General features: G+C 61.4%; 27 protein-coding genes and 1 tRNA gene. 17 read left to right on the top strand and 11 right to left on the bottom strand.

Features of this window, described 5'->3' with window-relative positions:
• Position 1: 1 nt before the first annotated feature.
• Positions 2–1,939 carry a peptidylprolyl isomerase gene (locus tag IRL76_RS05955; protein WP_200983867.1) on the bottom strand — a complete coding sequence of 646 codons (1,938 nt, stop codon included), beginning with the start codon at positions 1,937–1,939 and terminating at the stop codon, positions 2–4.
• A gap of 203 nt (positions 1,940–2,142) precedes the next feature.
• Here IRL76_RS05955 and tpiA point away from each other — a divergent pair, with 203 nt between their 5' ends.
• The 3 genes from tpiA (at position 2,143) to pyrG (ending at position 5,116) form a co-directional block, all read left to right on the top strand.
• The gene (tpiA, locus tag IRL76_RS05950) at positions 2,143–2,904 is read left to right on the top strand and encodes a triose-phosphate isomerase (RefSeq protein ID WP_200983866.1); all 762 of its coding nucleotides are present in this window, start codon (positions 2,143–2,145) and stop codon (positions 2,902–2,904) included.
• Positions 2,905–2,994: 90 nt separating this feature from the next.
• Positions 2,995–3,378, top strand: a complete 384-nt coding sequence (gene secG / locus IRL76_RS05945) for a preprotein translocase subunit SecG (protein WP_200983865.1) — start codon at positions 2,995–2,997, stop codon at positions 3,376–3,378.
• Positions 3,379–3,481: 103 nt separating this feature from the next.
• The gene (gene pyrG / locus IRL76_RS05940) at positions 3,482–5,116 is read left to right on the top strand and encodes a CTP synthase (protein ID WP_200983864.1); all 1,635 of its coding nucleotides are present in this window, start codon (positions 3,482–3,484) and stop codon (positions 5,114–5,116) included.
• 332 nt (positions 5,117–5,448) lie between these two features.
• On the opposite strand, the gene IRL76_RS05935 is transcribed toward pyrG, so the two are convergent.
• On the bottom strand, positions 5,449–5,919 hold the full coding sequence (locus IRL76_RS05935; RefSeq protein ID WP_200983863.1) for an Hsp20 family protein: 471 nt from the start codon (positions 5,917–5,919) through the stop codon (positions 5,449–5,451).
• A 160-nt stretch (positions 5,920–6,079) separates the two neighbouring features.
• On the opposite strand from IRL76_RS05935, the gene grxC reads away from it, so the two are divergent.
• From grxC to IRL76_RS05915, 4 genes are all read left to right on the top strand, one after another.
• The gene (gene grxC / locus IRL76_RS05930; protein ID WP_200983862.1) at positions 6,080–6,343 is read left to right on the top strand and encodes a glutaredoxin 3; all 264 of its coding nucleotides are present in this window, start codon (positions 6,080–6,082) and stop codon (positions 6,341–6,343) included.
• Positions 6,344–7,162: a carbon-nitrogen hydrolase family protein gene (locus IRL76_RS05925; RefSeq protein ID WP_200983861.1), complete on the top strand. Its 819-nt coding sequence runs from the start codon at positions 6,344–6,346 to the stop codon at positions 7,160–7,162.
• 8 nt (positions 7,163–7,170) lie between these two features.
• Positions 7,171–7,623 carry a DUF1178 family protein gene (locus tag IRL76_RS05920; protein ID WP_200983860.1) on the top strand — a complete coding sequence of 151 codons (453 nt, stop codon included), beginning with the start codon at positions 7,171–7,173 and terminating at the stop codon, positions 7,621–7,623.
• Positions 7,624–7,660: 37 nt separating this feature from the next.
• A tRNA-Arg gene (locus tag IRL76_RS05915) sits at positions 7,661–7,737 on the top strand.
• Between the two features lie 10 nt (positions 7,738–7,747).
• Here the strand turns inward: IRL76_RS05915 and IRL76_RS05910 are convergent.
• From IRL76_RS05910 to hppD, 5 genes are all read right to left on the bottom strand, one after another.
• Entirely contained in the window at positions 7,748–8,926 is a 1,179-nt protein-coding gene (locus tag IRL76_RS05910) for an MFS transporter (RefSeq protein WP_200983859.1), read from the bottom strand.
• The gene (locus IRL76_RS05905; RefSeq protein WP_200983858.1) at positions 8,923–9,837 is read right to left on the bottom strand and encodes a haloalkane dehalogenase; all 915 of its coding nucleotides are present in this window, start codon (positions 9,835–9,837) and stop codon (positions 8,923–8,925) included. The genes IRL76_RS05910 and IRL76_RS05905 overlap by 4 nt, the downstream gene beginning before the upstream one ends.
• A 45-nt stretch (positions 9,838–9,882) precedes the next feature.
• Positions 9,883–10,761, bottom strand: a complete 879-nt coding sequence (locus IRL76_RS05900) for a mechanosensitive ion channel family protein (RefSeq protein ID WP_246450020.1) — start codon at positions 10,759–10,761, stop codon at positions 9,883–9,885.
• Between the two features lie 81 nt (positions 10,762–10,842).
• Positions 10,843–11,400 carry a VOC family protein gene (locus IRL76_RS05895; RefSeq protein ID WP_200983857.1) on the bottom strand — a complete coding sequence of 186 codons (558 nt, stop codon included), beginning with the start codon at positions 11,398–11,400 and terminating at the stop codon, positions 10,843–10,845.
• The gene (gene hppD, locus IRL76_RS05890; protein ID WP_200983856.1) at positions 11,397–12,500 is read right to left on the bottom strand and encodes a 4-hydroxyphenylpyruvate dioxygenase; all 1,104 of its coding nucleotides are present in this window, start codon (positions 12,498–12,500) and stop codon (positions 11,397–11,399) included. Before hppD ends, IRL76_RS05895 begins: the two co-directional genes overlap by 4 nt.
• A 153-nt stretch (positions 12,501–12,653) precedes the next feature.
• On the opposite strand from hppD, the gene IRL76_RS05885 reads away from it, so the two are divergent.
• The 5 genes from IRL76_RS05885 (at position 12,654) to IRL76_RS05865 (ending at position 16,803) form a co-directional block, all read left to right on the top strand.
• Positions 12,654–13,175, top strand: a complete 522-nt coding sequence (locus IRL76_RS05885) for a VOC family protein (RefSeq protein ID WP_200983855.1) — start codon at positions 12,654–12,656, stop codon at positions 13,173–13,175.
• Positions 13,175–13,810, top strand: a complete 636-nt coding sequence (locus IRL76_RS05880; protein WP_200983854.1) for a carboxymuconolactone decarboxylase family protein — start codon at positions 13,175–13,177, stop codon at positions 13,808–13,810. The genes IRL76_RS05885 and IRL76_RS05880 overlap by 1 nt, the downstream gene beginning before the upstream one ends.
• 96 nt (positions 13,811–13,906) lie before the next feature.
• Entirely contained in the window at positions 13,907–14,203 is a 297-nt protein-coding gene (locus IRL76_RS05875; protein ID WP_246450018.1) for an FtsB family cell division protein, read from the top strand.
• Positions 14,204–14,331: 128 nt separating this feature from the next.
• Complete coding sequence (gene pdhA / locus IRL76_RS05870; RefSeq protein ID WP_200983852.1) at positions 14,332–15,420, top strand: pyruvate dehydrogenase (acetyl-transferring) E1 component subunit alpha; 1,089 nt, start codon at positions 14,332–14,334, stop codon at positions 15,418–15,420.
• Between the two features lie 3 nt (positions 15,421–15,423).
• Positions 15,424–16,803 carry a pyruvate dehydrogenase complex E1 component subunit beta gene (locus tag IRL76_RS05865; protein WP_200983851.1) on the top strand — a complete coding sequence of 460 codons (1,380 nt, stop codon included), beginning with the start codon at positions 15,424–15,426 and terminating at the stop codon, positions 16,801–16,803.
• Positions 16,804–16,821: 18 nt separating this feature from the next.
• Here the strand turns inward: IRL76_RS05865 and IRL76_RS05860 are convergent, their stop codons facing one another.
• The 3 genes from IRL76_RS05860 to IRL76_RS05850 are packed head-to-tail and all read right to left on the bottom strand — an operon-like array spanning position 16,822 to position 19,264.
• Complete coding sequence (locus tag IRL76_RS05860) at positions 16,822–17,253, bottom strand: TadE/TadG family type IV pilus assembly protein (protein ID WP_200983850.1); 432 nt, start codon at positions 17,251–17,253, stop codon at positions 16,822–16,824.
• Positions 17,253–17,705 (bottom strand): TadE/TadG family type IV pilus assembly protein, encoded by a 453-nt coding sequence (locus IRL76_RS05855; protein ID WP_200983849.1) that lies wholly within the window; start codon positions 17,703–17,705, stop codon positions 17,253–17,255. The genes IRL76_RS05860 and IRL76_RS05855 overlap by 1 nt, the downstream gene beginning before the upstream one ends.
• The gene (locus tag IRL76_RS05850; protein WP_200983848.1) at positions 17,702–19,264 is read right to left on the bottom strand and encodes a TadE/TadG family type IV pilus assembly protein; all 1,563 of its coding nucleotides are present in this window, start codon (positions 19,262–19,264) and stop codon (positions 17,702–17,704) included. The genes IRL76_RS05855 and IRL76_RS05850 overlap by 4 nt, the downstream gene beginning before the upstream one ends.
• A gap of 362 nt (positions 19,265–19,626) precedes the next feature.
• Here IRL76_RS05850 and IRL76_RS05845 point away from each other — a divergent pair, with 362 nt between their 5' ends.
• Genes IRL76_RS05845 through IRL76_RS05825 form a run of 5 tightly spaced genes read left to right on the top strand, consistent with a single transcriptional unit; the run spans position 19,627 to position 22,951 of the window.
• Positions 19,627–20,889, top strand: coding sequence for a pilus assembly protein TadG-related protein (locus tag IRL76_RS05845; RefSeq protein ID WP_200983847.1), 1,263 nt, complete (start codon positions 19,627–19,629; stop codon positions 20,887–20,889).
• Positions 20,886–21,347, top strand: coding sequence for a TadE/TadG family type IV pilus assembly protein (locus tag IRL76_RS05840; RefSeq protein WP_200983846.1), 462 nt, complete (start codon positions 20,886–20,888; stop codon positions 21,345–21,347). The genes IRL76_RS05845 and IRL76_RS05840 overlap by 4 nt, the downstream gene beginning before the upstream one ends.
• On the top strand, positions 21,344–21,748 hold the full coding sequence (locus IRL76_RS05835; RefSeq protein WP_200983845.1) for a TadE/TadG family type IV pilus assembly protein: 405 nt from the start codon (positions 21,344–21,346) through the stop codon (positions 21,746–21,748). The genes IRL76_RS05840 and IRL76_RS05835 overlap by 4 nt, the downstream gene beginning before the upstream one ends.
• 48 nt (positions 21,749–21,796) lie before the next feature.
• Positions 21,797–22,459, top strand: coding sequence for a hypothetical protein (locus tag IRL76_RS05830; protein ID WP_200983844.1), 663 nt, complete (start codon positions 21,797–21,799; stop codon positions 22,457–22,459).
• Between the two features lie 33 nt (positions 22,460–22,492).
• On the top strand, positions 22,493–22,951 hold the full coding sequence (locus IRL76_RS05825) for an EF-hand domain-containing protein (RefSeq protein WP_200983843.1): 459 nt from the start codon (positions 22,493–22,495) through the stop codon (positions 22,949–22,951).
• On the opposite strand, the gene trmFO is transcribed toward IRL76_RS05825, so the two are convergent.
• Positions 22,952–24,319 (bottom strand): methylenetetrahydrofolate--tRNA-(uracil(54)-C(5))-methyltransferase (FADH(2)-oxidizing) TrmFO, encoded by a 1,368-nt coding sequence (gene trmFO, locus IRL76_RS05820; protein ID WP_200983842.1) that lies wholly within the window; start codon positions 24,317–24,319, stop codon positions 22,952–22,954. It abuts the gene before it with no gap.
• Positions 24,320–24,382 lie beyond the last annotated feature (63 nt).

Below are 24,382 nucleotides of genomic sequence, written 5' to 3'. Positions count from 1 at the left end.
CTCAATTCTCGCCGAGCAACTGCTTGCGAACGGCGTCGATGGCCGACTGGTTGCGCTCGACGCCCAGTTCATCGCGCATGGCGAAGCTCAGCTGCTTGGCGAACTCGTCGCCTAGCAGTGGCCCCATCTGGGTTCGTGCCTGTGCGATCAGGGGATCGTCCTTGGCAAGATTGTCCATCGTCACATCAGCAAGGTTCACGACATAGAAGCCAGCCTTGTTGGGGCCTTCGAGCTTCTTCGTGGTTCCTTCCGCCATGCTGAAGAGGAGGGCCAGCGGAGGAGGGATGCGACGCTCACGTTCTGCAGCCAGCTGTTCACGCGTCAGATTGACTGCGTCGGGACTCGGGAGTGCGACCTTTTCGGCCGCGAGGGCCGCAGCAAGTGTCGTGCCGCTCCGCACCTTTTTGAGTATCCTGTCCGCAGCAGCCTGAGCTGCCTTCATGCCTTCGGCCTGGCGCCAGCTCTGCGCGACGACTTCCTTGATTTCCCCGAAGGGCGCAGTCGCAGCTGGGGTGATGTCGCTCACCTCGTAAACGAGATAGTCCTGACCACCGGCCAAGGGTGCAATCTCCGGCTCTTCCTCCTCCATCTGGAAGGCGGTCGAAAGTGCAGGTGCAAGAATTGCGGGTAGCGTCTCGTTCGGCGAACGATAGATGCGACCGTCGGCGAGAGCGGGCTGGGTTGTCGTAAGCTCGAGACCACGCTCCTCAGCAATTTCACTGAGCGTTGCCCCGTCGCTAATCTGATCTTCGATTTCGATGGCGAGGTTGGCGAGGCCCGTCGATCGCTTCTCTGTGCGGAGGGCATCTTCGATCTCGCCGCGCACCTGCGCGAGCGTGCGAGCCGGCTTGGAATTGACCGAATCGATCCGGGCAACGTGCCAGCCGAGGGAGCTGCGAGCCGGTTGAGCGACCGATCCCCGTGCTGCGCTGAAATACGCCTTGGCCACTGCTTCGGAAGCCTGGCCGGCCAATGCCTTGCGGTCGACCTCGGTCACCGGAGCAGCACGAAGGCCTGCCTCACGCGCTACCGCTTCAAGCGATGCGCCCCCTTCAACACGCTGGCGGATCGACTTTGCCGCTGCTTCTGTCGGAACGATGATCTGGGTGAAATTGCGTGTTTCGCTGGCAGCGTACTGCGCCTTGTCGCGCTCGTAGCGGGCCGCAATTTCCGCGTCGGTGGGATTGACCCGATCTCCAAGCGCAGCGGCATCGAAAGTGGCGAAACGGATAACGCGCCGCTCTGGGCGCACGAAGAGCGCTCGGTTCGAATCATAGAATGCTTTGAGCGTGCTGTCCGATACGGGACCCTTCGGCGCATAAGCAGCCGAAGGAAGCAGGGCGATCGTCCCTTGGCGGCGCTCCTTGAATAGCTGGGCATAGCGATAGGCCAGCTTTTGCGGGACCGTCGCGCCGAACGATGCCGGCATGAACACTTGTTGCGAGAGAAGCGAAGTACCAAGGTCGTCACGCGCCTGCGCGTCTGTAATGCGCTGTTGTGCGAGAACCTGGCGATAGGCAGTCTCGCTGAAATTTCCGTCGGGACCGCGGAACGCCGGAATCGTCCGGATTTCGCTGTTCACCAGGTTCGCGCCGGCCCTGATTCCGTATTTCTCGGCAAAGCCTTTGAGCGAAAACCGGTCGATGAGCGCATCCAGGACCTGTTCGAGACCTTTCTCGGCGACGAAGGTCTGCATCGTGATCGTCGGGCGATCCTGGCGCACCCGGTCGAGACCATTGTTCGCAGCGCGGATTAGATCACTGGTGCCGATCTTCTGGTCCCCGACAACCGCCACCCGGTCGCCGCCAGCCACACCACCGAAGGTCCCGGTGCTGGACACGTCGGCACTGGCAAAGGCCAATGCGATGAGGCCAAGGAAAACCAATGCGAGCGCGAGGCCCAGCTTGGTCTTGAACATGTTGCGGAAGAACTGGAGCATGGTCTGCGGGCGATCCCGTAAGCTTGATTGGCGGGCTTCCCATGTGCGAGCGGCCCTTCGTCGAGTGGGCGCTTTATCCGCCCTGCGACCTCCCCGCAACAGGTGCGAAAGGGTTTTGACGCGCAAACAAAGCTTGTCTAGCGAAGCCTACACCTTGGCCCCTATAGCGGACCGCAAACATCCATTCATCGCAGGAATTCGCAATGGCCGAACGGCCCTACATCGTTGGCAATTGGAAAATGAACGGCACGCGCGCCATGCTGTCGGAAGCGCGCGCCATTGACCGCGCTGCACAGCGCTACATGAAGGTCGAGGTCGCTCTGGCTCCTCCCTACACGCTGATTCATGCGGTCCACCGCGAAGCTGAGCAGATCGGCATCGGCGCGCAGGACTGCCATCCCGGAGCAGAAGGTGCGCACACCGGCGACATCGCCGCATCCATGCTGGCTGACGCGGGAGCGAAGTTCGTAATTCTCGGACACAGTGAGCGTCGCCAGGACCACGGCGAGACTAACAAGCTCATCAACGCCAAGATCGAATCAGCCCTGGAAGCGGGTCTTCGGGTCATCCTTTGCTGCGGCGAAACGCTGGAAACCCGAGATGCCGGAGATGCGGAGGACTTCGTTCTGCGCCAGCTCAAGTCTGCGTTGCCGGCGTTCGGTGACCCGGCGGAGCGCCTGACCATCGCCTACGAACCGATCTGGGCGATCGGCACAGGACGCACCGCCACTGCACAGGACATCGAGGCGATGCACCGAGCCATCCGTGCGCTTCTCGACAATACCTATGGCGAGGATGTCTCCGCACAGGTCCGCATCCTCTACGGCGGTTCGGTGAAGCCCGAGAATGCGCGCGAAATTCTTTCGACGCCGGAAGTCGGCGGGGCACTCGTTGGCGGCGCTAGCCTCAGCGCCGAGAGCTTCCTCGGCATCGTCGTCGGCGCTTCCGAAGCCGAAGAGGCCTGATCGGGGCGGCAGGGCCGCACGGCCTTGTCGTTTCGCTCGTGCGCGCCTAGATGCGCGACTGATCCGAATTCTTGAAGAGTACCCCTTTCGATGTTTCTGTTTCTCACCGTCCTCCAGGCGATCGTCGCAGCCGCTCTTGTCGGTGTTATCCTGATGCAGCGCTCGGAAGGCGGCGGCCTTGGCATCGGCGGTAGCCCATCGGGCATGCTGAGCGCGCGCGGCGCGGCGGATTTCCTTACCCGCTCGACCCGCTGGCTGGCCATTCTCTTCGTTGTTCTGTCGATCGCCCTTGCTGCAGTCGCAGTGAAGAACTCGGGCAACAACAGCCTCGAATCGACTCTTGATCGAGCGGTTGCACCATCGCAGCCGGTCGATCCGCTCGGCGCGGCAACCACCGGCGAGCAGCCGGCGACCGCTCCTGCGGCAGCAGAGACTGCTCCGGCCGCCGATCCGCTGGCCGACGTAGCCGAATAACCACAACCGCAGCGCGAATTGTGGATTGCGCCGCAAATGCGGCGCAATTCGCATGGCTTTGCGCTTGCCCCGACTCCAATCCTCAGCTTAAGGCCCGACTCCCATGGCGCGGTATATTTTCATCACCGGCGGCGTGGTCTCCTCGCTTGGCAAAGGTCTGATGGCAGCATCGCTTGCTGCCCTCCTCCAGGCGCGCGGCTACAAGGTCCGCATTCGTAAGTTCGATCCCTACCTTAACGTGGATCCCGGGACGATGAGTCCCTATCAGCACGGCGAGGTCTATGTGACCGACGACGGAGCGGAGACCGACCTCGACCTCGGCCATTACGAGCGTTTCACGGGCGTTTCTGCGCACCAGGGCGACAACGTCACTTCGGGCCGGATCTACCAGCAGATCATCGCCAAGGAACGCCGCGGCGATTACCTCGGCGCGACGGTGCAGGTGGTCCCGCACGTCACCGATGCGATCAAGGAATTCGCGCTCGCCGACCAGGGCGACCACGATTTCATCCTTTGCGAGATCGGCGGTACGGTCGGTGACATCGAAAGCCTTCCTTTCATGGAGGCGATTCGCCAGCTGAGGAACGAGCTAGAGCCACTGCAGTCGCTGAGCGTCCATGTGACGCTGGTCCCCTACATCAAGGCTGCGGGCGAGTTGAAGACCAAGCCGACCCAGCACTCGGTCCGTGAGCTGGCCAGCCTGGGCATCAAGCCCGACGTGCTGCTGTGCCGCGCCGAGCATCCGATACCGGACGGCGAGCGCCAGAAGATCGCCAACTTCTGCAACGTCCGCAAGGAAGCGGTAATCCCGGCCCTCGACGCGCCTTCTATCTACTCGGTCCCGCTGCAATACCACGCGGAAGGTCTCGACAGCGAAGTGCTGCGTGGGTTCGGCATCACCGACGCGCCCGAACCCGACCTGTCGCGCTGGTACGACGTCGTCGATCGCCATCAGAACCCCGAGGGCGAGGTCACCATCGGCGTGGTCGGCAAGTATGTCGGCCTTCAGGACGCCTACAAGTCGCTCAACGAGGCGCTCGTCCATGGCGGCATGGCCAACCGGGTGAAGGTCAACATCAACTGGATCGATGCGGAAATCTTCGAGCAGGGAGACAGCGACATCGCCGCCCAGCTCGAACCGATGCACGCGATCCTCGTGCCAGGCGGATTCGGTGAACGCGGAAGCGAGGGCAAGATCGCTGCGGTGCGCTTTGCGCGTGAGCGCAATGTTCCGTTCTTCGGGATCTGTCTCGGAATGCAGATGGCCTGCATCGAAGGGGCTCGTGCGGCCGGCTTCGATAAGGCAAGCTCCACCGAGTTCGGCGAAACGAGCGAGCCGGTGGTTGGCATCATTACCGAATGGATGACGCAGGAGGGGCTCCAGACCCGGGAAGCCGGCGGGGACCTTGGCGGGACAATGCGCCTGGGCGCTTACGAAGCGAAGCTTACTGCCAACAGCCACGTTTCCACCATCTATGGGGGAGCCACCACGATTTCGGAGCGCCACCGTCACCGCTACGAGGTCAACGGTGCCTACATGGCTCCGCTGGAAAAGCAGGGCCTTATCTTCTCGGGCATGTCTCCCGACGGGCTTCTTCCGGAGATCGTCGAGCGTCCTGACCACCCATGGTTCGTGGGGGTGCAATTCCATCCGGAATTGAAATCCAAACCCTTCGATCCCCACCCGCTTTTCGCTGGATTCGTCAGGGCTGCGTTGGAACAGGCGCGTCTCGTTTAGAAACTTTTTGGAAGTAACTCCTCTCCCAAGTCACTGATTTGGTTGGGGTCAGTCTGAAAACACTTGTAACCATGCGACAAACGGCAGTTTTCCGCCGGTTTGCGGGTTTATCTTTTGACATATCTGGGGCAAAAGCCCGGCATTGCTGACGCAAATTTGCGTGGGCTTTCGAGACATTAGCAACGCCAAAGAGCGGTGGGCTTGCCTCGAAGCCGGTTGTCTTCTGCGACCCGGACGGCCGATTTTGGGGCTTGGCGGCGTTATGCGTCGCGGGGGCGGAACCTCGGTTCCGCCCCCTATTGATTCCAACGATCTTGGTCGGAGACTGAGGCTCAGGCGGCCTTGGAGCCGTCGTCCTCGTCCTTCACCACCTCGAGCGTCTTCTGCGCGCCGATCATGACCTTCTTCGGCTTCATCGCTTCCGGCACTTCGCGCACCAGATCGATGATCAGAAGACCGTCGGCGAGGTCGGCATTATCGACGCGTACATAGTCGGCCAGTTCGAAGCGTCGTTCGAAGCCGCGGTTGGCGATGCCGATGTGCAGCATCTCGCCTTCGGCGGTTTCATCGCGCTTCTTGCCCTGGATCGTAAGCAGGTTCTGCTGGGCGGTGATGTCGAGGTCGGCAGGACGGAAACCGGCCACCGCAAGAGTGATGCGATATTCGTCGTCACCGCGACGCTCGATGTTGAAGGGGGGGTAGTTGTCGCCACCGGCGTTGCGCGCCTGGCGCTCCATCAGGTCGAACAGGCGGTCGAAGCCGACGGTGGAACGACGATAGGGGGTAAAGTCCATACGGTTCATCGAAACAAATCCTCTCTTTGAGCGATTCATCATGGCGGGGCCCGTTTTGGCACCCCGTCGCCGCTGCAGCCTGCAACGGCACCTTCGAGATAGGCGAGGCGAAATGTCTTTCAAGACGTGAAGTGGCGCACTAGCTCAGAGACAAACTGCGAGGTCATGCATGAGTCATCCCCCTGTCGTCATCTACACCAAGTTCGGCTGTGGTTATTGCTTCCGCGCCAAGCGGCTGCTCGACCAGAAGGGGGTAGATTACACCGAGCATGACATCACCATGGGCGGTCCCAAGCGTTCCGAAATGCTGGAACGCGCACCGGGTGCGATGACCGTCCCGCAGATTTTCATAGGCGATATCCACGTCGGCGGGTCGGATGACCTCCATGCCCTCGAGCGAGAGGGCAAGCTGGATGCGATGCTGGAAGCCTGAGTGACGCGGATAGCGCTCTTCCAGATGAACACGGGCATCGATCCCGTGGCGAATGCACGTGATCTGGGCGAGGCGGTCCGGCAGGCAGCAGGGGAGGGTGCATCGATGCTATTCACCCCCGAAATGTCGGGACTGCTGGATCGCAATCGCGCGCGAGGCGCCTCGTCCATCGTGCCCGAAAACCAGAACCCCAGCCTCGCGGCAGTGCGCGAGGCAGCGGCGGCGACGGGGATTTGGGTGTCTATCGGATCATTGGCGGTGATTGCCGAGGACGGGCGCTGGGCAAACAGGGCTTTCGTAGTGAACGGGCAAGGCGAGGTAGTGGCCCGTTACGACAAGATGCACATGTTCGATGTCGACCTGGCCACGGGCGAGAGCTGGCGGGAATCGAACGCCTACAAGCCTGGCGACCAGGTGGTCGTGGTCGAGGATACGCCGGTTGGACGCCTGGGCCTGACCATCTGCTATGACCTGCGCTTTCCTGCCCTGTTCGAGGCACTCGGCAACCGCCTGTGCGATGTCATTGCCATCCCTGCCGCCTTCACCGTGCCCACGGGGAAGGCGCACTGGCATGTCATGCAGCGGGCGCGGGCAATCGAAGCCAGCGCCTTCGTCGTTGCGGCAGCGCAGGTCGGCGAACACGAGGATGGGCGGCAAACGTTTGGCCACAGCCTGGTGGTGGATCCTTGGGGCGACGTACTTCTCGACATGGGGGGCGAGCACTCGGGAATTGGCTTTGCGGAGATCGACCTCGGCCGGATCGCCGAGGTGCGCACTCAGGTTCCCAGCCTTGCCAACCGGCGTGAGATCGCCAAATAGGCGCCACGATGATCGTATTCGACCTCTGCTGCAGCGAAGGCCATCGTTTCGAGGGCTGGTTCGGCTCGTCCGGTGATTACAGTTCCCAGCAGGGGCGGGGGCTGGTCACTTGCCCGGCATGCGGTTCGTCACAGGTCGACAAGGCGCCCATGGCTCCTGCGGTTCCCGCCAAGGGGAATACGCGGGCCGAGCAATCGACGCAGATGGTACGCGGGGAAATGCCGGCCGAGGTGAAGCAGGCGCTGAAGGCCCTGGCCGAGGCGCAGGCGAAAGCTCTCGAAAAATCCACCTGGGTTGGCGCGGACTTCGCCGAAAAGGCGCGGTCAATGCACTACGGAGAAGCAGACGAAGCGCCGATCCACGGCCAGGCTTCGAAGGAAGAGGCCGAGGAGATGCTGGCGGAAGGCATTGCCGTCGCCCCTTTGCTGTTCCCGGTCGCACCGCCCGAAGAACTCAACTGATTGTTTCTGCTTTCCCAGCCGCTATAGGGGGCCGGGGGCGCCCGTAGCTCAGCAGGATAGAGCACCAGATTCCTAATCTGGGGGCCACAGGTTCGAATCCTGTCGGGCGCACCATTTCCTTGGTCTATCTGCCCAGCCGCCTTGCATAGCTGGCCAAGGCGCTGAGCAGCAGGGACATTCCCACCAGCAGTAGGCACGTGCCGGTCCAGCCAAAGCGATCGTATGTTGCCGTGCCCGCGAAACTGGCGAGGCCTGCACCCGAAAACATCAACACAACGTAGGCAGTGGTGAGCCTGGTTCGAACTTCCGGTTGGAGCGAGAGGAAGGTCATCCGACTGGTCACGTCTATGCCGGGGCCAACGAGATTGGTGACGAATAACGGCAGGAGGAGAGTGATAATCGAACCGCCGAGGGGCCAGAGTAGGCAGATCCCGCAAAGCTGCAGCAGCGCGAACATGGAGCGCGCCTTGCGTGGTCCGACACGATCCGCCCAGCGGCCGAGGCGTGGGGTCGAGAAGACGCTAACCGCCGCGATACCCGCGAGATATCCTACCGTGTCGGTGCCGTACCCCATCTCCGGCGAAGTCAGGTAAAGCGACAGCCCGAGCCACATGGCGACGAACTGCCCGAAATTGAGCGACTGGATCGCGCCAGACAAGAGAACTTCGGTGTGCGTTCGCACTATGGGAAAGACCGACTTCAGCAGCGCCGGGTAGCTCCCGTGCGCGACTGCTCCCGCCTCGCGGGCCTCCATGATGCGAGGAAGCATCAGCGTGACGGCCACCATCAGACCCGTCGCAATCCAATAGACTGTATGCCAGCCGAAGTGCTCTGCGAGGACGCCAGCCCCGACCCGTGCAAGCAAGATGCCGAGAACAGCCCCTGAAGCGATCAGCGCTGTGACGTGGCCGAGCCTTTCGGGCGCTACTCGCTTCGAGGCATAGGCGGGCAGCAGGTAAGGGGTGATCGTGAAGAATCCGAGCAGCGTCGATCCGGCGACGAACAGCGCAAAGTCCTGCGCCAGCGTCATCGCGACCATCGACAGCGTCTGCCCGGTCACGCAGATTGTCGCGAGGCGGCGATTGGACAAGCGATCGCCCAGCGGCAGAAGCAGGAAAATGCCGAGGGCAAGGGCGATCTGGTTGAGCGCCGGCACCAGACCGATACGCGCATGGCTCACTCCGAAATGATCGGCGACCTCGCCGATGATCGGGTGAATGTAATAGGCATTGGCCACCACCGCGCCCGAGGCAATTGCCAGGGCGATTTCCTGCCGTTTGGTGAGGTGGGAGGCTTCGTTCAAGCGAGATGGCCGGCCTTGCGGGCCATGTCGATGATCCCTTGGGCAAGTTCGACGGGCCGGTCCTCCTGGCTGAAATGCCCGCACCGGGTCAGCATTGCGTGCGGCTGACCCTCGGCACCCTTGATGCGCTTGCTCAGCATGGGGCCACCCGCTCCCAGGACCGGATCATCCTCGCCGAACAGGGTCAGGAAGGGACCGCTGAATGCCTCGAGCCCTTTCCACGCCTCCAGATTGTCGGCAATTCCGTCCATCCCGTCCTCGACCGGCACGAGCTGCGGAAAGGCTCGCGCTCCGGCCTTGCTTGGCTCATCGGGGAAGGGGGCATCATATGCCGCAACCTCTGCGTCGCTCAGCTCGGTCTGTGTCGCCCTCTGGAGGATTCCGCCGATTGCGAACTCGGGAGAACTGCGCGCAAATTCGCGCCATGCCGTGAACCCGTCGGAGACCTTGCCGCCGGTGGGGAGGGCAGCGTTGCTCGCAACCACGCAGGTGAAGCGATCCGGCTCCTGTCCCACCATGCGCAGGCCTAGCAGGCTGCCCCAATCCTGGCAGAATAGCGCGGCGGGGCGAGGCTCGACGGCGTTGCGCCATTGTTTCAGCCATTCGACATGGCGGGCATAGGTGTAGAATGAAATGTCGTCCGGTTTGTCGCTCTTGCCGAAGCCGATGAGGTCGGGGGCGAGCACACGAAAACCGGCATCGACCAGGATCGGGATCATCTTGCGGTAGAGAAACGACCAGCTCGGCTCGCCATGGAGGAGCAACACGGGCGGCGCTTCCTTAGGTCCCTCGTCCACATAGTGCTGGCGTGCGGTCAGTCCGTGGCCAAGGTCGACCTCGAACCAGTGCTCGGCAAAGGGATAATCGGGCAGGTCGGCGAAACGATCGGCGGGTGTGCGAAGGATGTCCATCGGCGTTTCTCCCTCAACCGGACAACCCAGTCTCGAAAAGAAACCCTAAGGGGTCTTCTTGCGCATGTCACCCAGTTGGCTGACCGGTACGGTCTCTTTGAAAGTGTGGGTGATGTAGGGGAAGGGAATCTCGATGTGCGCTTCGTCGAGCGCCGACTTGATAGCGCGGACGACCTTGTCCTTGCTCTCCCAACCCGAGCGCGGTGTCGATCCGGCCCACCACCGCACCAGGAAGTCTACCGAGCTCGCGTTGAACTCGTGCGCAAAAATGTCGACCCCCTTGCTTGCAAGCACCACATCGACGCCTTCCACTGCACGGCGGATGATGTCGGCGGCATGGTCGAGATTGGTATCGTAACTGACCCCGACGACGATCTCGTGCCGGCGCTGGTCGACGTCGGTGAGGATCTTCACCGGGTTCTTGAAAAGTATGGAGTTCGGTACGATCGTCAGCTCGCCCGAGAGCTTGCGGACGTGCGTTTCGCGCATGTTTATGTGTTCGACCTTGCCGGTAATGCCTTCGCATTCGATCACGTCGCCGATGCGCATTTTCTCCCGCACCATGATCAGTACGCCGGCAAGAAAATTCTCGAAAATGTCCTGAAACGCAAAGCCGATCGCCACCGCACCTATGCCTAGGCCAGCAAGCAGGCTTGCGGGGGTAAGCTCAGGGATGACTACGACTGCGGCCACGAAGATGCCGAAAACCCAGATCGACAGGCGCACCAGCGTATCGACAAGCGTCTTGAGGCTGGCACGGATGTCGGTCCGTCCGACCAACATGTCAGAGATGCGCACGGCGAAGCGCGCCGTAATCCAGGTCAGGAAAAGGACGAAGACTGCAATAGCGAGTGCGGGCAAGCTTTCGACGAAGCCTTCCCCCATCTCCTGCAATTGATCGCGCAGGGTGGCGATATAGTTCACGCGTGCAAAACTCCCTTTGCAGGGCAACGGGAATGCCTGCGAAAGGGTTCCGGAATACTAAGGACTAGTCCTTAGCAGTCGTTAGCCAACACCGTGTTCCTTGCGCGCGATCTCGTGCAGCCAGTCGGCATGGCGCGGAGCCTTCTTGGTCTGGCTCCATTCGTCGAGCATAAGCGGCGCGACGCGCTTCAGCTCGGCATACTGCTCGTCAGTACCGATGTCGGTCGCCAGTTCGACACGGTGACCGTTGGGGTCGAAGAAGTAGATCGACTTGAAGATGCCGTGGTGCGTTGGCCCGAGGACGTCGATGCCGAGGCTTTCGACATGCTCCTTTGCGGCCAGCAATTCCTCTTCCGAGCCCACGCGGAAGGCAAGGTGCTGGACCCATTGCGGCGTGTTCTCGTCACGGCCCATTTCGGGCTGATTGGGCAGCTCGAAAAAGGCGAGGACGTTGCCGTTACCCGCGTCGAGAAAGACGTGCATGTAAGGGTCGTAGGCTCCGGTCGAGGGGACATGATCCTCCGCAAATGCGGTGGTATATTCCATGCCCAAGACCTTGCCGTACCAATCGACGGTCTCTTTCGCGTCCTTGCAGCGATAGGCAGCGTGGTGGATGCCGGATGGCTTGATCGCGCTCATTCCGCCGGTTCCTTCTCCACGTTCAAAACACCGCGCTTGATCTGGTCGCGTTCCATGCTCTCGAACAGTGCCTTGAAGTTGCCTTCGCCGAAGCCCTCGTCACCCTTGCGCTGGATGAATTCGAAGAACACCGGACCGACCTGCGCCTCAGCGAAGATCTGCAAGAGGAGGCGAGGGGAACCGCCCTCGGTCGTGCCGTCGAGGAGAATGCCGCGCATCTTGAGCTCGTCGACCGGCTCGCCGTGTTCGGGCAGTCGCTCGGGCAGCATCTCGTAATAGGTTTCCGGCGGGGCTGTCATGAAGGGGACACCCAGTTTCTTGAGGTTGTCCCAGCAGCCCACGAGGTCGTCGCAGATCAGCGCGATGTGCTGGATGCCTTCGCCGTTGAACTCGCGAAGGAACTCCTCGATCTGGCCCTTGCCGCCTTCGCCTTCCTCATTGAGGGGAATGCGGATTTTGCCGTCGGGGGCGGTAAGCGCCTTCGAGGTCAGGCCGGTATACTCGCCCTTGATGTCGAAGAAGCGGATTTCGCGGAAGTTGAAGAGCGTCTCGTAATAGTCCGCCCAGTACTTCATGCGCCCGTTGTAGACGTTGTGGGTCAGGTGATCGATCACGTTGAAGCCGGCGCCGACCGGGTGCTTCTCGACACCAGGCAGGTATTCGAAATCGATGTCGTAGATCGAAAGGCCGTTGCCTTCTGTGTCCTCGTAACGGTCGATCAGGTAGACGATGGCACCACCGATACCGCGGATTGCGGGAATATGCAGTTCCATCGGGCCGGTCTGGACCGCGACGGGCTCCGCACCGCGTTCAAGCAGTTCGGCATAGGCCTTTCGTGCGTCACGGACGCGGAAACCCATGCCACAGGCGGAGGGGCCGTGTTCGCGGGCGAAATACCAGGCGGCGCTCTTGGGTTCGTAGTTGATGATGAGGTTGATCTGGCCTTGGCGCCACAGGTCGACATCCTTCGAACGGTGCTTGGCGACAAGCGTGAAGCCCATTGCCTGGAACACGGGTTCGATCACGCCCTTTTTCGGTGCGCAGAATTCGACGAATTCGAAGCCGTCGAGACCGATGGGATTGTCGAAGAGATCAGCCATTGTCACCCTCTGGAATGCTGGATTGGTTTCGTTGGAAACTAGTTACACCTGAAACCGGTTGGTGTCAAGAAAGGCAGCCGCAAATGACGCGCACGGTTCCGATTGCACGACAAGCCGTTGCTTGGCATCCTCTCGCCCAGAGGAGAGCAGGTCATGTTCAAGGTGAAGGGCATCAATCATATCGCACTGGTATGTCGCGATATGAAGGAAACGGTCCAATTCTATTCCGGCGTGCTGGGCATGCCGTTGGTCAAGACCGTCCAGTTGCCGGACGGTGGCCAGCACTTCTTCTTCGACTGCGGGGGTGGGGCTGCCGTCGCCTTCTTCTGGTGGAAGGACGGACCGCCAGCGGCCCCCGGCATCGCCTCGGTCAAGAGCTTTCCCTATGAATCCAAGACCGCCGTTGGATCGATGAACCACATTGCCTTTGACATGGAGGAGAGCGAGCTTGAGGCCGCCGTCGACAAGCTCGAGGCTGCCGGCATTCCTCACACCCACGCGGTCGTGAATCACGACGACAGCCAGATGGGCGTTGCGCAGGAGATGCACGAGGGGGTGTTCGTACGTTCGGTCTATTTCACCGACCCCAACGGGATAATGATGGAATTCGCAGCCTACACGAAGGAATTCACACCCGAGGACGTACGCCACGAGCCTGCGACGGTGGACGCCTGATGCCCCGCCTGCGCGAAATTCCCCGCGACGAGGCCGATACCGAAGTCGCGCTGCCGCTTTACAAGCTGCTGTTCGGCGAACGCGATCCGGTCACCGATCCCGGCACCGACACGGGCACGCCGGGGGATTGGTGGACCGTCTTTGCGAATTCGCCCGATACCCTCCGGCACGCGGCGCAGGGCTTCGGCTATTACCGCAATCCCGCTCGCCAGATCGACCCTGTCCTGCGGGAACTGGGGCAGACCTGGGCGGGCTATGCCGTCGGCAGCCAATTCGTGTTCTCCCAGCATTGCAAGAGCTTGCGCGGACTTGGTGTAAGCGATGAGAAGATCGCTGCCGTGCCGACGTGGCAGACCAGCGAGCTGTTCGACAAATGCGAACGGCTCGTTCTTGCATATGCCGACAGGCTCGTGACCCACAGGGGCAGGGTGCCCGACGCACTGTTTGCCGAACTGAAGACGGAGTTCTCGGACGTCGAGATCCTCGAGCTCACCTACATCACCTGCCTTTACGACATGCATGCAGTGATGAGCAAAGCGCTGAGGACCGAATTCGACGACCGCGACGACCCGATTGTCGAGGTCGCCGCGCCGGAGGATTTCTCGGCCCGGGACTTCCTTGATACCGGTCGTTAGCAGTCCGGCAGAGGATAATTCTCTCGTCCTGTCGCGAAGGTACTTGCGCGCGACTCCGGATTGTGATTCTGTGTCTCAATGCGGCGCGGCAAATCCATGATGGCATTACGAAAAGCCAAGGTCTCCCAACACGGAGCCCTTGCCGCACTGCTCGTCATGGGCGGGATTGCCATCGCGGGTCCTTCCGGCCTGCTCGCCTGGAGTGAGAACCTACGCGTTCTCGACCAACGCAAGGCCCAGCTTGCTGCGCTCGAGAAAGAGCGTGATGCGCTGGCCAACAAAGTCGAACTGCTCGACCGCGATCACGCCGATCCCGACATGGTCGGTGAGCTGCTCCGCAGCCAGTTGAACGTCGTCCACCCGGACGAAGTCGTCATCAAGCTCGAAGACTAACCCACCTGTAAACCGGCCCTTTCCGTAAGGGTTTTCGTATGCATTGCTCGCCGGTTGTTGCGCGGGCGCGCGGCCTGTGCCTATAGGCCCGTGCATATTCCTCCCCGGAAGAACAAGGATCCGAAGTCTTGGCCAAAGCCCCCCGGAGCAAGAAGACCGCCGCGAAGTCAGCAGCTGAAGACACAGTTGGAGGCAGGGACTTCGTCCTGCATTCGCTGCAGGAAATGCTGGAAGGCGACCGCCGCTACGGCGCGAGCAAGGAGGAGATGCTCCACTTCTACGAGCAGATGCTCCTCATTCGTCGTTTCGAGGAACGGGCAGGGCAGCTTTACGGCCTCGGCCTCATCGGTGGCTTCTGCCATCTCTACATCGGCCAGGAAGCGGTTGCGGTTGGTCTCCAGTCGGCTCTGACCGAGAAGCTCGACAGCGTCATTACCGGCTATCGCGACCATGGCCACATGCTCGCCTACGGTATCGATCCCAAGGTCATCATGGCAGAGCTGACCGGTCGCGAAGCCGGCATCTCGAAGGGCAAGGGCGGGTCGATGCACATGTTCTCGACCGAGCATAAGTTCTACGGCGGCCACGGCATCGTGGGCGCGCAGGTTGCGCTGGGTGGCGGTCTTGCGCTGGCTCACCAGTACAGCGGCGACGGCGGCCTGTGCCTCGCCTATTTCGGCGACGGCGCCGCCAACCAAGGCCAGGTCTACGAGACCTTCAACATGGCGGCCTTGTGGAAGCTCCCGATCGTCTTCGTGGTGGAGAACAACCAGTACGCCATGGGCACCGCGGTCACCCGCAGCTCGGCCGAAACCGAGTTCTATCGCCGCGGGACCGCGTTCCGCATTCCGGGCATGAAGGTCAACGGCATGGACGTGCTCGAAGTGCGCCAGGCGGCCGAGATCGCTTTTGCCCATGTCCGTGCGGGTAATGGCCCGGTGCTGATGGAGTGCGAGACCTACCGCTATCGCGGCCACTCCATGTCCGACCCGGCCAAGTACCGCACTCGCGAGGAAGTGCAGGACGTGCGCGAACACAAGGACCCGATCGAGGGTCTTAAGAAGACCCTGATCGAACAGGGCAGCAGCGAGGACGATTTGAAGGCGATCGACAAGGACATCCGCAAGGTGGTCAGCGAAGCGGCGGACTTCGCCGAAAATTCGCCCGAGCCGGAGGCTGCCGAACTCTACACCGATGTTCTGGTGGAGGAGTATTGAGCCATGGCTATCGAATTGAAGATGCCCGCGCTGTCGCCCACCATGGAAGAGGGCACGCTTGCCAAGTGGCTCAAGTCCGAAGGTGACGAGATCGCGATCGGCGACATCATCGCCGAAATCGAGACCGACAAGGCGACGATGGAATTCGAAGCCGTCGATGAAGGCACGCTCGGCAAGATCCTCGTCGCGGAAGGCACCGAGGGCGTGAAGGTCGGCACCGTTATCGCGATGATTTCGGGCGAGGGAGAGGACGCCGTCACTTCCGCCACCGAAGCCGCCCCAGCAGCGAACATCCCGGGCGAGGGCAAGGACGTGGGCCGGGAGCCGAGTGAAGCCGAAATTACCAAACCGGCTCGCAAGGTCGACGTGAAGGACCCCGACGTGCCCGACGGCACCAGCTTCACTTCGGTCACCGTGCGCGAAGCACTTCGCGATGGCATGGCCGAGGAAATGCGCCGTGACGAGCGCGTCTTCGTGATGGGCGAGGAGGTTGCCCAGTACCAGGGTGCCTACAAGGTCACGCAGGGCCTGCTCGACGAGTTCGGCCCCAAGCGCGTCATCGACACGCCGATCACGGAATACGGCTTTGCCGGCATCGGCACCGGTGCCGCCATGGGTGGCCTGCGTCCGATCGTCGAATTCATGACCTTCAACTTCGCCATGCAGGCGATCGACCACATCATCAACTCGGCAGCCAAGACGAACTACATGTCCGGTGGCCAGATGCGCTGTCCGGTGGTGTTCCGTGGCCCGAACGGCGCGGCAAGCCGCGTCGGCGCACAGCACAGCCAGAACTACGGCCCCTGGTATGCCAGCGTGCCCGGCTTGATTGTGATCGCACCCTATGATGCGGCCGATGCCAAGGGCCTGATGAAGGCCGCAATCCGTTGCGAAGACCCCGTCGTGTTCCTTGAGAACGAGCTCGTCTATGGCCGCAGCTTCGATGTCCCGGATATCGACGACTACGTCCTGCCGATCGGCAAGGCACGCATCATGCGCGAAGGTTCCGACGTGACCATCGTCGCATACTCGATTGCCGTGGGTCTCGCGCTCGAAGCTGCCGAGCAGCTGGCGGGCGAGGGGATCGACGCCGAGGTCATCGACCTTCGCACACTCCGTCCGCTCGACAAAGAAGCGATCCTGACCTCGTTGGCCAAGACCAATCGTCTCGTCATTGCAGAAGAAGGCTGGCCGACCTGCTCAATCGCTTCGGAGGTGATTGCGATCTGCATGGAGGAGGGTTTCGACCACCTCGATGCACCGGTCACCCGCGTCTGCGACGAGGACGTTCCGCTGCCCTATGCTGCAAATCTCGAAAAGCTGGCGTTAATCGATACGCCGCGCATCGTGAATGCGGCGAAGAAGGTCTGCTACCGCGACTGATCGCCGCTGCCCCTCGACCTACTCGTCGATGACGAAGATCGAGCGGGTGAACTTGAGCTGCGGCGGAGTGATCGGAATGATCGGCATGTAGCTGGGCGGGGTATAGGTCACGACCAGCGTCTTCTCGAATGTGCCATCCACACGCGAGGCAGCTACCGGAGTGACCGTGGCGGCGAAGCTGGACTGCAGCAAGTAGGGTGCCTTGGTCGCGATGCCCCTGGCATAGGTTTCCAGCGCCGCGTCGGTCACCTCGTTCTTCTTCTGGTATTCGATCACCGCATACCGGGCCGTGTCAGATGCAATGCCGCGCATGGCATTGTAAGACTGCATGGCAGAACCGACCTGGATCACGCCGAAAATCATCCCGAAGATGACGGGCGCCAGAATGGCGAACTCCACCACGGTCGAGCCCCGGACATCGTGACGGAGATGAGCAAACAGAGCGCGCATCACGACACCTGTACCCTTCGAGTAATGTCGTACTGGATCGTGCGACCGACGCCGAAACTGGTCCATATCGGCGTATAGCTGTCGAGCATGCGGATCTCGATATACTCGGAGATCTCGTCGTTGGTGCCGCAAGCCGTGCTCGCCGACACCAGCGTCGTGCTGGCGTTGCAGCGATACTGTGTCGTAAGAGTAACCTTGTTGGTCGCCAGGCCTGCGGAGCTTTCCACGATTGCCTCGATCTTGGCTTTCTCCGCCGCGTCTCCGGGCGGGTTGGCCAGCACCACGGCCGCAGCTTCCGCGGCAGCCGATTGAAGCTCACTGTTACGCGCCACGATGCGGCTGACCTCGAAGCCGCCGAGGACCAGGATGGCCAGAACCGGCAGGACAATGGCCGTTTCGATGACCACAGTGCCGCGATCGCTCCGCAACAGGCGGGTGAAGGCGGCGATCACGACACCAGCCTCACGCGTGTTCCGCCACCGCCTACCACCACATCGGGTTCCTTCCCGACAGGACAGAGAGTCGTCAGGTCGGCGGTACCGCTGATCTGGATCGTATTCGACATGAGCATGAGGCATTGGCTGCTGGCGCTCATATGGCCAGCCAGCTGCACGTCGCTGCGCGGCATGTAGACAATGCCGTTCAGCTCGAAATTCGCGCCGCCGTTGATCTTGCTCTTGGCAGAACCGGCCGAACTTGGATCTTCGAATATCAGCATGCCGGCAATCTTGGTGGCCGTTTCGGAGTCGACCCCAGCGGCGACCATTTCGGTCGAAGACATGGGCGACAGGCTGACTTCGGCACCGCCGTTGATTTGCAGTTCGGCTCCGCCCTTGAGAACGAAGAGAACCCCGCTGCCGATAAGCTTGTTGCCGGCATTCAGTTTGAACTTGCCGCCATTGATCACGTAGATGCCGCTCGACAGCACAGTGTCGCAGCTGATCTCGAAGTCGGTGTAGGTGCCGGGCTGCATGGCTCCGGCAGCTGCCGTCTCCTGCACAATGTTCGAATATTCGTACTTGGTCGTGGAGGATTCCTCCTCCCAGATCGTGTCCGGACCGTTGCCCGTCTTCTTGTAGGGACCGACGACCTTGAGGTCGGAAGTGTAGTCGACCGGCTGACTCGTGAAAGTCATCGACAAGGTGGTCGTGATCGACGTCGTCGGGGCCTGGGCGCCAGAGTAGGTGTAGACACCGGCCTTGACGGCCTTGGCCTCGGTCTGGCCCTTGTAATACTTGTAGGTGGCGACCTTTGTGGCCTTTTCGTCCGCCGTCCACTTGCCGGTCGAGTATCCGCACGACAGTGTCCGCGGCGTAGGGTTGTCAGGCGGCGTGATCCCCTCGAACGGATCGATCAGGTCTTCGAGGTTCTCAACCACGGCGGCGTTCTCGAACGCTCCGGAACCGTCACTGATGCTGCCGCCGGAAATCGCGAAATTGATGTCCTGCGGGCCGCTACCCCCATTGGTGCGAACCGAGGTCGCGGAGGTTGACCGTGCTCCGACGCCGCATTTCGCATCGACTGTCGGATCGCCATTGAACCAGAGCGCGGAATTGGCCGTTGTGTTGAGCGCGTAGAGGCATGGGTTGTATTCCTCGAGCTCTTCGAACGAGGCTTGCGCCTTGACCGCGACGTCCGTTGCAGAACCGATCAGAAGCTTGCTGAAGGGCAAGTTCGTGGTGATCTTCGCAGTCACAACCACGCTGTTCTGCTTGTCGTCCCCGTAATCCTCGATGTCGTAGGTAAGGGTAGGGGAGTAGCCTGAGGTGGTCGACAGGTTGGCACTGAATTCCTGCAACGCGCGCGTCTTGTAGTAGACGCCCTTGTCGCCATTGCCTCGCGCCCATGCCCCGGCGACCGCTGCCTGGTCGACTGCGTACTGAAGCTCGCGCTTGAACATGTAGTACTGGGCCAGGTCGACCCCCAGACCTGCGCCACCGAAAATGACAGGTGCACCCATGGCAGTGAGCATCAGGGCATTGCCACTGACATCTGCGCGAACTGCTCGCATCAAGCGGCGCAAGCGATTGTCGATCATAATAGCCCCACGTTGTCCCGTTCCGGTTCCGGGATTTCGGAGCAAACGCCTAGTTCGACAGGGTAAAATCGAGGTTAATGACTGCCTCGGAAGACCCTGAGGAAGACTTGGTCCTCTAGCTCGAAGGGCTGCCTGGCGTCTTTCGCATTTCAGTGATTACCAATTACCGGGCTCCGGAAATTAAGACATTCGTTACCGAGCGGGAATGGCGCAAATCCAATGGCTTGAGCGGATCAGGGGGCGGAAATTTCAGTCCGATTTAACCTTCCTCTTTCAGCATTTTCCAAGGCGTCCGTGGCATAAGTAGGTCGAGCCGGTCGAAAGGATGACCAAAGATGTTCGAGAGTGCCAAGACCTTCCTGCGCAGCCTTCGCAAAAGCACGCAGGGCAATGTCATGACCCTCATGGGGCTTTCCATGGTGCCGCTGGTGGGGACCGTCGGTCTTGCCGTCGATGGTGCGCAGTGGATCACGTGGAAGCGCGAACTTCGCAGCGCCGCCGATGCCGGTGCGATCGCGGGCGCAAACTCGCTCAAGGCCGGTGGCGATGCAGCAGCGGTCGACACCGCCGTCCGCAAGGTCCTCGGCTACAACAACCAGCGCGCCTACACGATCAACGCCATCGAAACGCCCCCGACCACCGGCAAGTTTGCCGGTCAGAAGGGCATGGTTCGCATCGTCCTGTCGACCAAGCAGAAGCTCCCCTTCTCGAGCATGTTCCTGAAGACCACTCCGACCATCAGCGTCGAAGCTGTCGCCCAGGCGTCGAGCGAAGTGGTGAACTGCATGATCGCCCTGTCGAACTCCGGTTCGGCGCTGAGCATCACGGGTTCTGCCTCGGTCAACATGAACTGCGGCCTGCAGTCGAACTCAAACTTTGATGCGACTTCTTCGGACACCATCAAGGCCGGTGCGCTTTCTGCAGTCGGTACAGTCAATCAGGGTAACAGCATCACGTCCGACACGGCGATCAATAACGGCGTCGCCGCATCGGCCGATCCTTTCGCCAATCTGGTGTCCAACCCTAACCAGGTCTGCAGCAACTGGCCTTTGATCTCGGGCAACAACAATACCCTGAGCCCCGGTTGCTACAAGGGAATTCAGATCCAGGCCAACGCCAAGCTTACCCTCAATCCCGGCACGTACTACCTCGGCGAAAAGGGCCTGAGTGTTGGCGGTAATGCCACCGTGATCGGGAATGGCGTCACGCTGGTCTTCACCAATACCGATTCCCCGTTCAACAGTTCGAAGATCGGCACCTTCAGCGCGCAGGGCACTTCGAACCTCCAGCTTACCGCTCCGTCCTCTGGCTCGTATGCCGGCATCCTGATCCACCAGGACAGCCGTACGCCGCTCGGCACCGGAACCAACGGCGGCTTCGCTGTCACCGGAGATTCCAACTCGAAGTTCGATGGTGCGATTTATGCACCGAGCACCCGCGTGACCTTTACTGGCAACAGCGGCATGACGACCGACTGCCTGCAAATCATTTCTCAATACATCGCCTTTAGTGGGAACACCTCGGTGTCGAACAGCTGCCCGTCGGGTCGCGGCGTGGTGTCCTTCACCGGCGACAAGTTCTTGAGGATGCGTCAGTGATTTCGAGGATTGCAAAGCGACTGGCGAGCGAGACACGCGGTAACGCGACGCTCGAGCTCGCCTTCGCGACGCCGATCCTGCTGACGATGGCCCTCGCTTCGGTCGATGCGACCATGGGCTTCATGCACCGCATGAAAATGCAGCAATATGCGCAGGTCGGCGCGGATTACGTTTTCGCAAAGATGGAATCCGTCCCGCTCGATCCGGTCATCAAGGCTGAAATGGTCCTCGCGACGGGGCTTCCGGCCAACAAGATTACGGTCACGTCATGGATCGAGTGCGACTCATCCAAGGCGAACCAGACCCTCGGCATCTGCAACAAGCCGACCGCGGTCGTGACCAAGTTCGTCAAGATCGAGGTCAAGGACACCTACACGCCGATCCTGAACATCCCGGGGTACGCGAACTACGTCAAGTCGTTCGACTACACCGGCCACGTCACGGTGCAGACCCAGTGAGCAGGCTGCTGCGCAACCTTGTTGGCGACCGGAAGGGTGCCGCCGCCGTCGAATTCGGCCTCGCGATCCCGGTCGCGCTGGTCATGCTGCTCGGCGCCATGAACATGGGCATCTACCTCTATTTCAAGAACTCAATGACTACGGCGATCGACGAGACGGCTCGCGCAGCCATCCTCTATCCGCAACCGAGCGATGCGGAGCTTTCAACGAAGTTCGAGAGCAATCTCCTCACCGCCAAGAAATTCGGTTCAGCCGCAGTTACCCTGACGCGGGGAACATCGACGGATGGTCGCAAGTACGTCGAGCTGGTGGGTACGGGCAGCTACCCGGTGAACTTGGTGTTCGTGAATCTTGGCTCGCTGCCGGTTCGCTCGACTCGCCGCGCCTACTTCCAGGAGTGATCCTTCGCCCGAGCTTGAATGTGTGCATGCTTGCGCCATAAGCGCGGCATGATCGCTGCCGAGAGCCTACTTCCTCCTGAACTTGAACTGGCAATCGCCCACTCCAGGCCCGACGATCGGGCGGCGCTGAAAGCGATGTTCGAGCTCGATCGCAATCTCGGCCGCGCCGTTGCACAGGCGAGCGAGGCAATCGTCGGCCAGTTGCGGCTCGCCTGGTGGCGCGATGCACTTTCCGCTCCCCTCCTTGAACGTCCGACAGGCAATCCGCTGGTCGATGACATCGGGACCGCCTTTGGTGCAGTCTCTGCCGAACTTGCCTGCCTGGTCGACGGTTGGGAGGCATTCCTTCTGGCGGAGAGCCTCGACGAGTCCTCTATTGATCCGCTTCTCGACGGTCGTGAGAAGGCTTGGCTAACCTACGCCAGGCACACGCAGGTTTCCGCCGATTTCGAACCGGAAATCCGCCGCGCAGCGCGACTTTGGTCGATTGCCGATCTGGTCGCAGGGGTGAGCGGTGCGAGCGATCGCGCCGCTCTCGTTGCAATTGCCGGAACAGTGCCGGCGCAGGGCCGTCGCCTTCCTCGCCGTCTGCGTGGGCTGGCGATCCTTCAGGCGCTTGCCGGCCGGTCGCTCAAACGTGGGGGCTGCCCGCTCCTGTCCGACAGGGGAGCCGCACTCACAGCGTTGCGTTCGATAGTGTTCGGACGCTAAGACGTTGCAGTCATTCGGGAATTGGGGGCGCGCGTGAGAGGTGTCGTATTGGGGAGCTTCGCCACGCTTGCGCTCGGCGGTTTGGGAATGTTCTGGTGGCAAGGAAGGGCTCAGGTCGAACAAGCCGCACCGCCGCCGTTGGCCGCACCGGCTACCGAACCGCTCCCCGAAGTTCCCGAAAGCGATCCTGGTAACATGCTCGGTCCCGAGCCGCCCGAGGCAAGCGAGCTGACCAGGGAACAGCAACGCTTCTTCCGCTATGACCGCAATCGCGACTGGCGGGTCAGCCGAGTGGAAATGCTCTCGACGCGCAGCGATGCTTTCCGCAAGCTCGACAAGGACGGCAATAACCTGCTCGATTTCGAAGAATGGGCAGTGGCGACCGTAGACAAGTTCGAGGGCGCCGACGCCGACAAGGACAACCAGCTAACGCCGGCCGAGTTTGCGACAACGAAGCCGAAGCCCGTAAAGAAGCGGAAGTGCGCCTGCTAATCAGGCGTCAACCAGCGCGCTGCTGGCGATCCAGTCCCTGAGGTCGGCCTTGGCGCGGCCGGTATAGGCTTCCTTGCGCACCTTCTTGCCCACCTCGTGAAGCGGCGGGAACAGGCCGAAATTGACGTTCATGGGCTGGTAGGTCTCCGCCTCGGCGTCCCCAGTGATGTGTGCCAGCAGCGCGCCAAAAGCGGTGGTGCGGGGCGGGGCACTCCACTCGCGTCCGGCGAGTTCGGCTGCGGCCATCATTCCCGCCATCAGCCCGACCGCAGAGCTTTCTACGTAACCTTCGCAGCCGGTGACCTGTCCGGCGAAGCGGATATGCGATGCATTGCGCAGGCGCAGCTGGCGATCGAGCACCATGGGCGAGTTGAGGAAGGTGTTGCGGTGGAGGCCGCCAAGCCGTGCGAACTCGGCATTCTCAAGGCCGGGGATCGTACGGAAAAGCTCGACCTGCGCCGCATATTTGAGCTTGGTCTGGAAGCCGACCATGTTCCATAACGTACCGAGCTTGTTATCCTGCCGCAGCTGCACGACGGCATAGGGCCAGCGGCCTTGCGGGAATTCTTCCGACGTATCGAAGGGGTTGTCGAGCCCGACTCCCTTCATCGGGCCGTAGCGCAAGGTTTCGACCCCGCGCGCGGCCATCACCTCGATCGGCATGCACCCGTCGAAATAGGGCGTGTCCTGCTCCCACTCGCGGAATTCGGTCTTCTCGCCATCCATCAGGCCTTGGTGGAATGCGAGATACTGCTCCCGGGTCATCGGGCAGTTGATGTAATCGCCGCCCTCGTTCGAGGCCTCGGTGCGCTTGTTCCAGCGGGACTGGATCCAGCATTTCGACATGTCGATACTGTCGCGATGGACGATGGGAGCGATGGCATCGAAAAAGGCGAGGCGGTCCTGCCCGGTCGCTGCAACGATGCTCTCGGCGAGCGACTGAGCGGTAAGAGGCCCGGTCGCGACGATGGTGGGACCGGAGGAGGGGAGGGCATCGATGCGCTCGCGCACGACCGCCACGTTGGGGTGGTTTTCGAGCGATCGCTGGACTTCCTCGGAGAAGACATCGCGATCCACAGCCATTGCGCTGCCGGCAGGGACGCGAGCAATCTCGCCGGCACGCATGATCAGGCTGTCGAGCTGGCGCATCTCGTAATGAAGCAGGCCCACCGCGTTCTTGTCGCTGTCGTCGGAACGGAAGCTGTTCGAACAAACCAGCTCGGCCAGCCCGTCGGTCTGGTGGGCAGGCGTCATGTCGCCCGATCCGCGCATCTCGGACAAGCGAACGCGGAAGCCGCGCTGGGCAAGCTGCCAGGCGGCTTCGCTCCCGGCGAGGCCGCCGCCGATAATGTGGATATCGTGGGTCATTGGCGGCGCAGTTAGGCTTGCATGGTTGGCCCATCAAGCCCTAGCGCTCACCAAGAGGGGAGT

It is taken from the genome of Qipengyuania soli (genome assembly GCF_015529805.1).
Taxonomy (GTDB): Bacteria; Pseudomonadota; Alphaproteobacteria; order Sphingomonadales; family Sphingomonadaceae; genus Qipengyuania; species Qipengyuania soli.
This window is presented reverse-complemented; position numbering and strand designations above follow the sequence as displayed.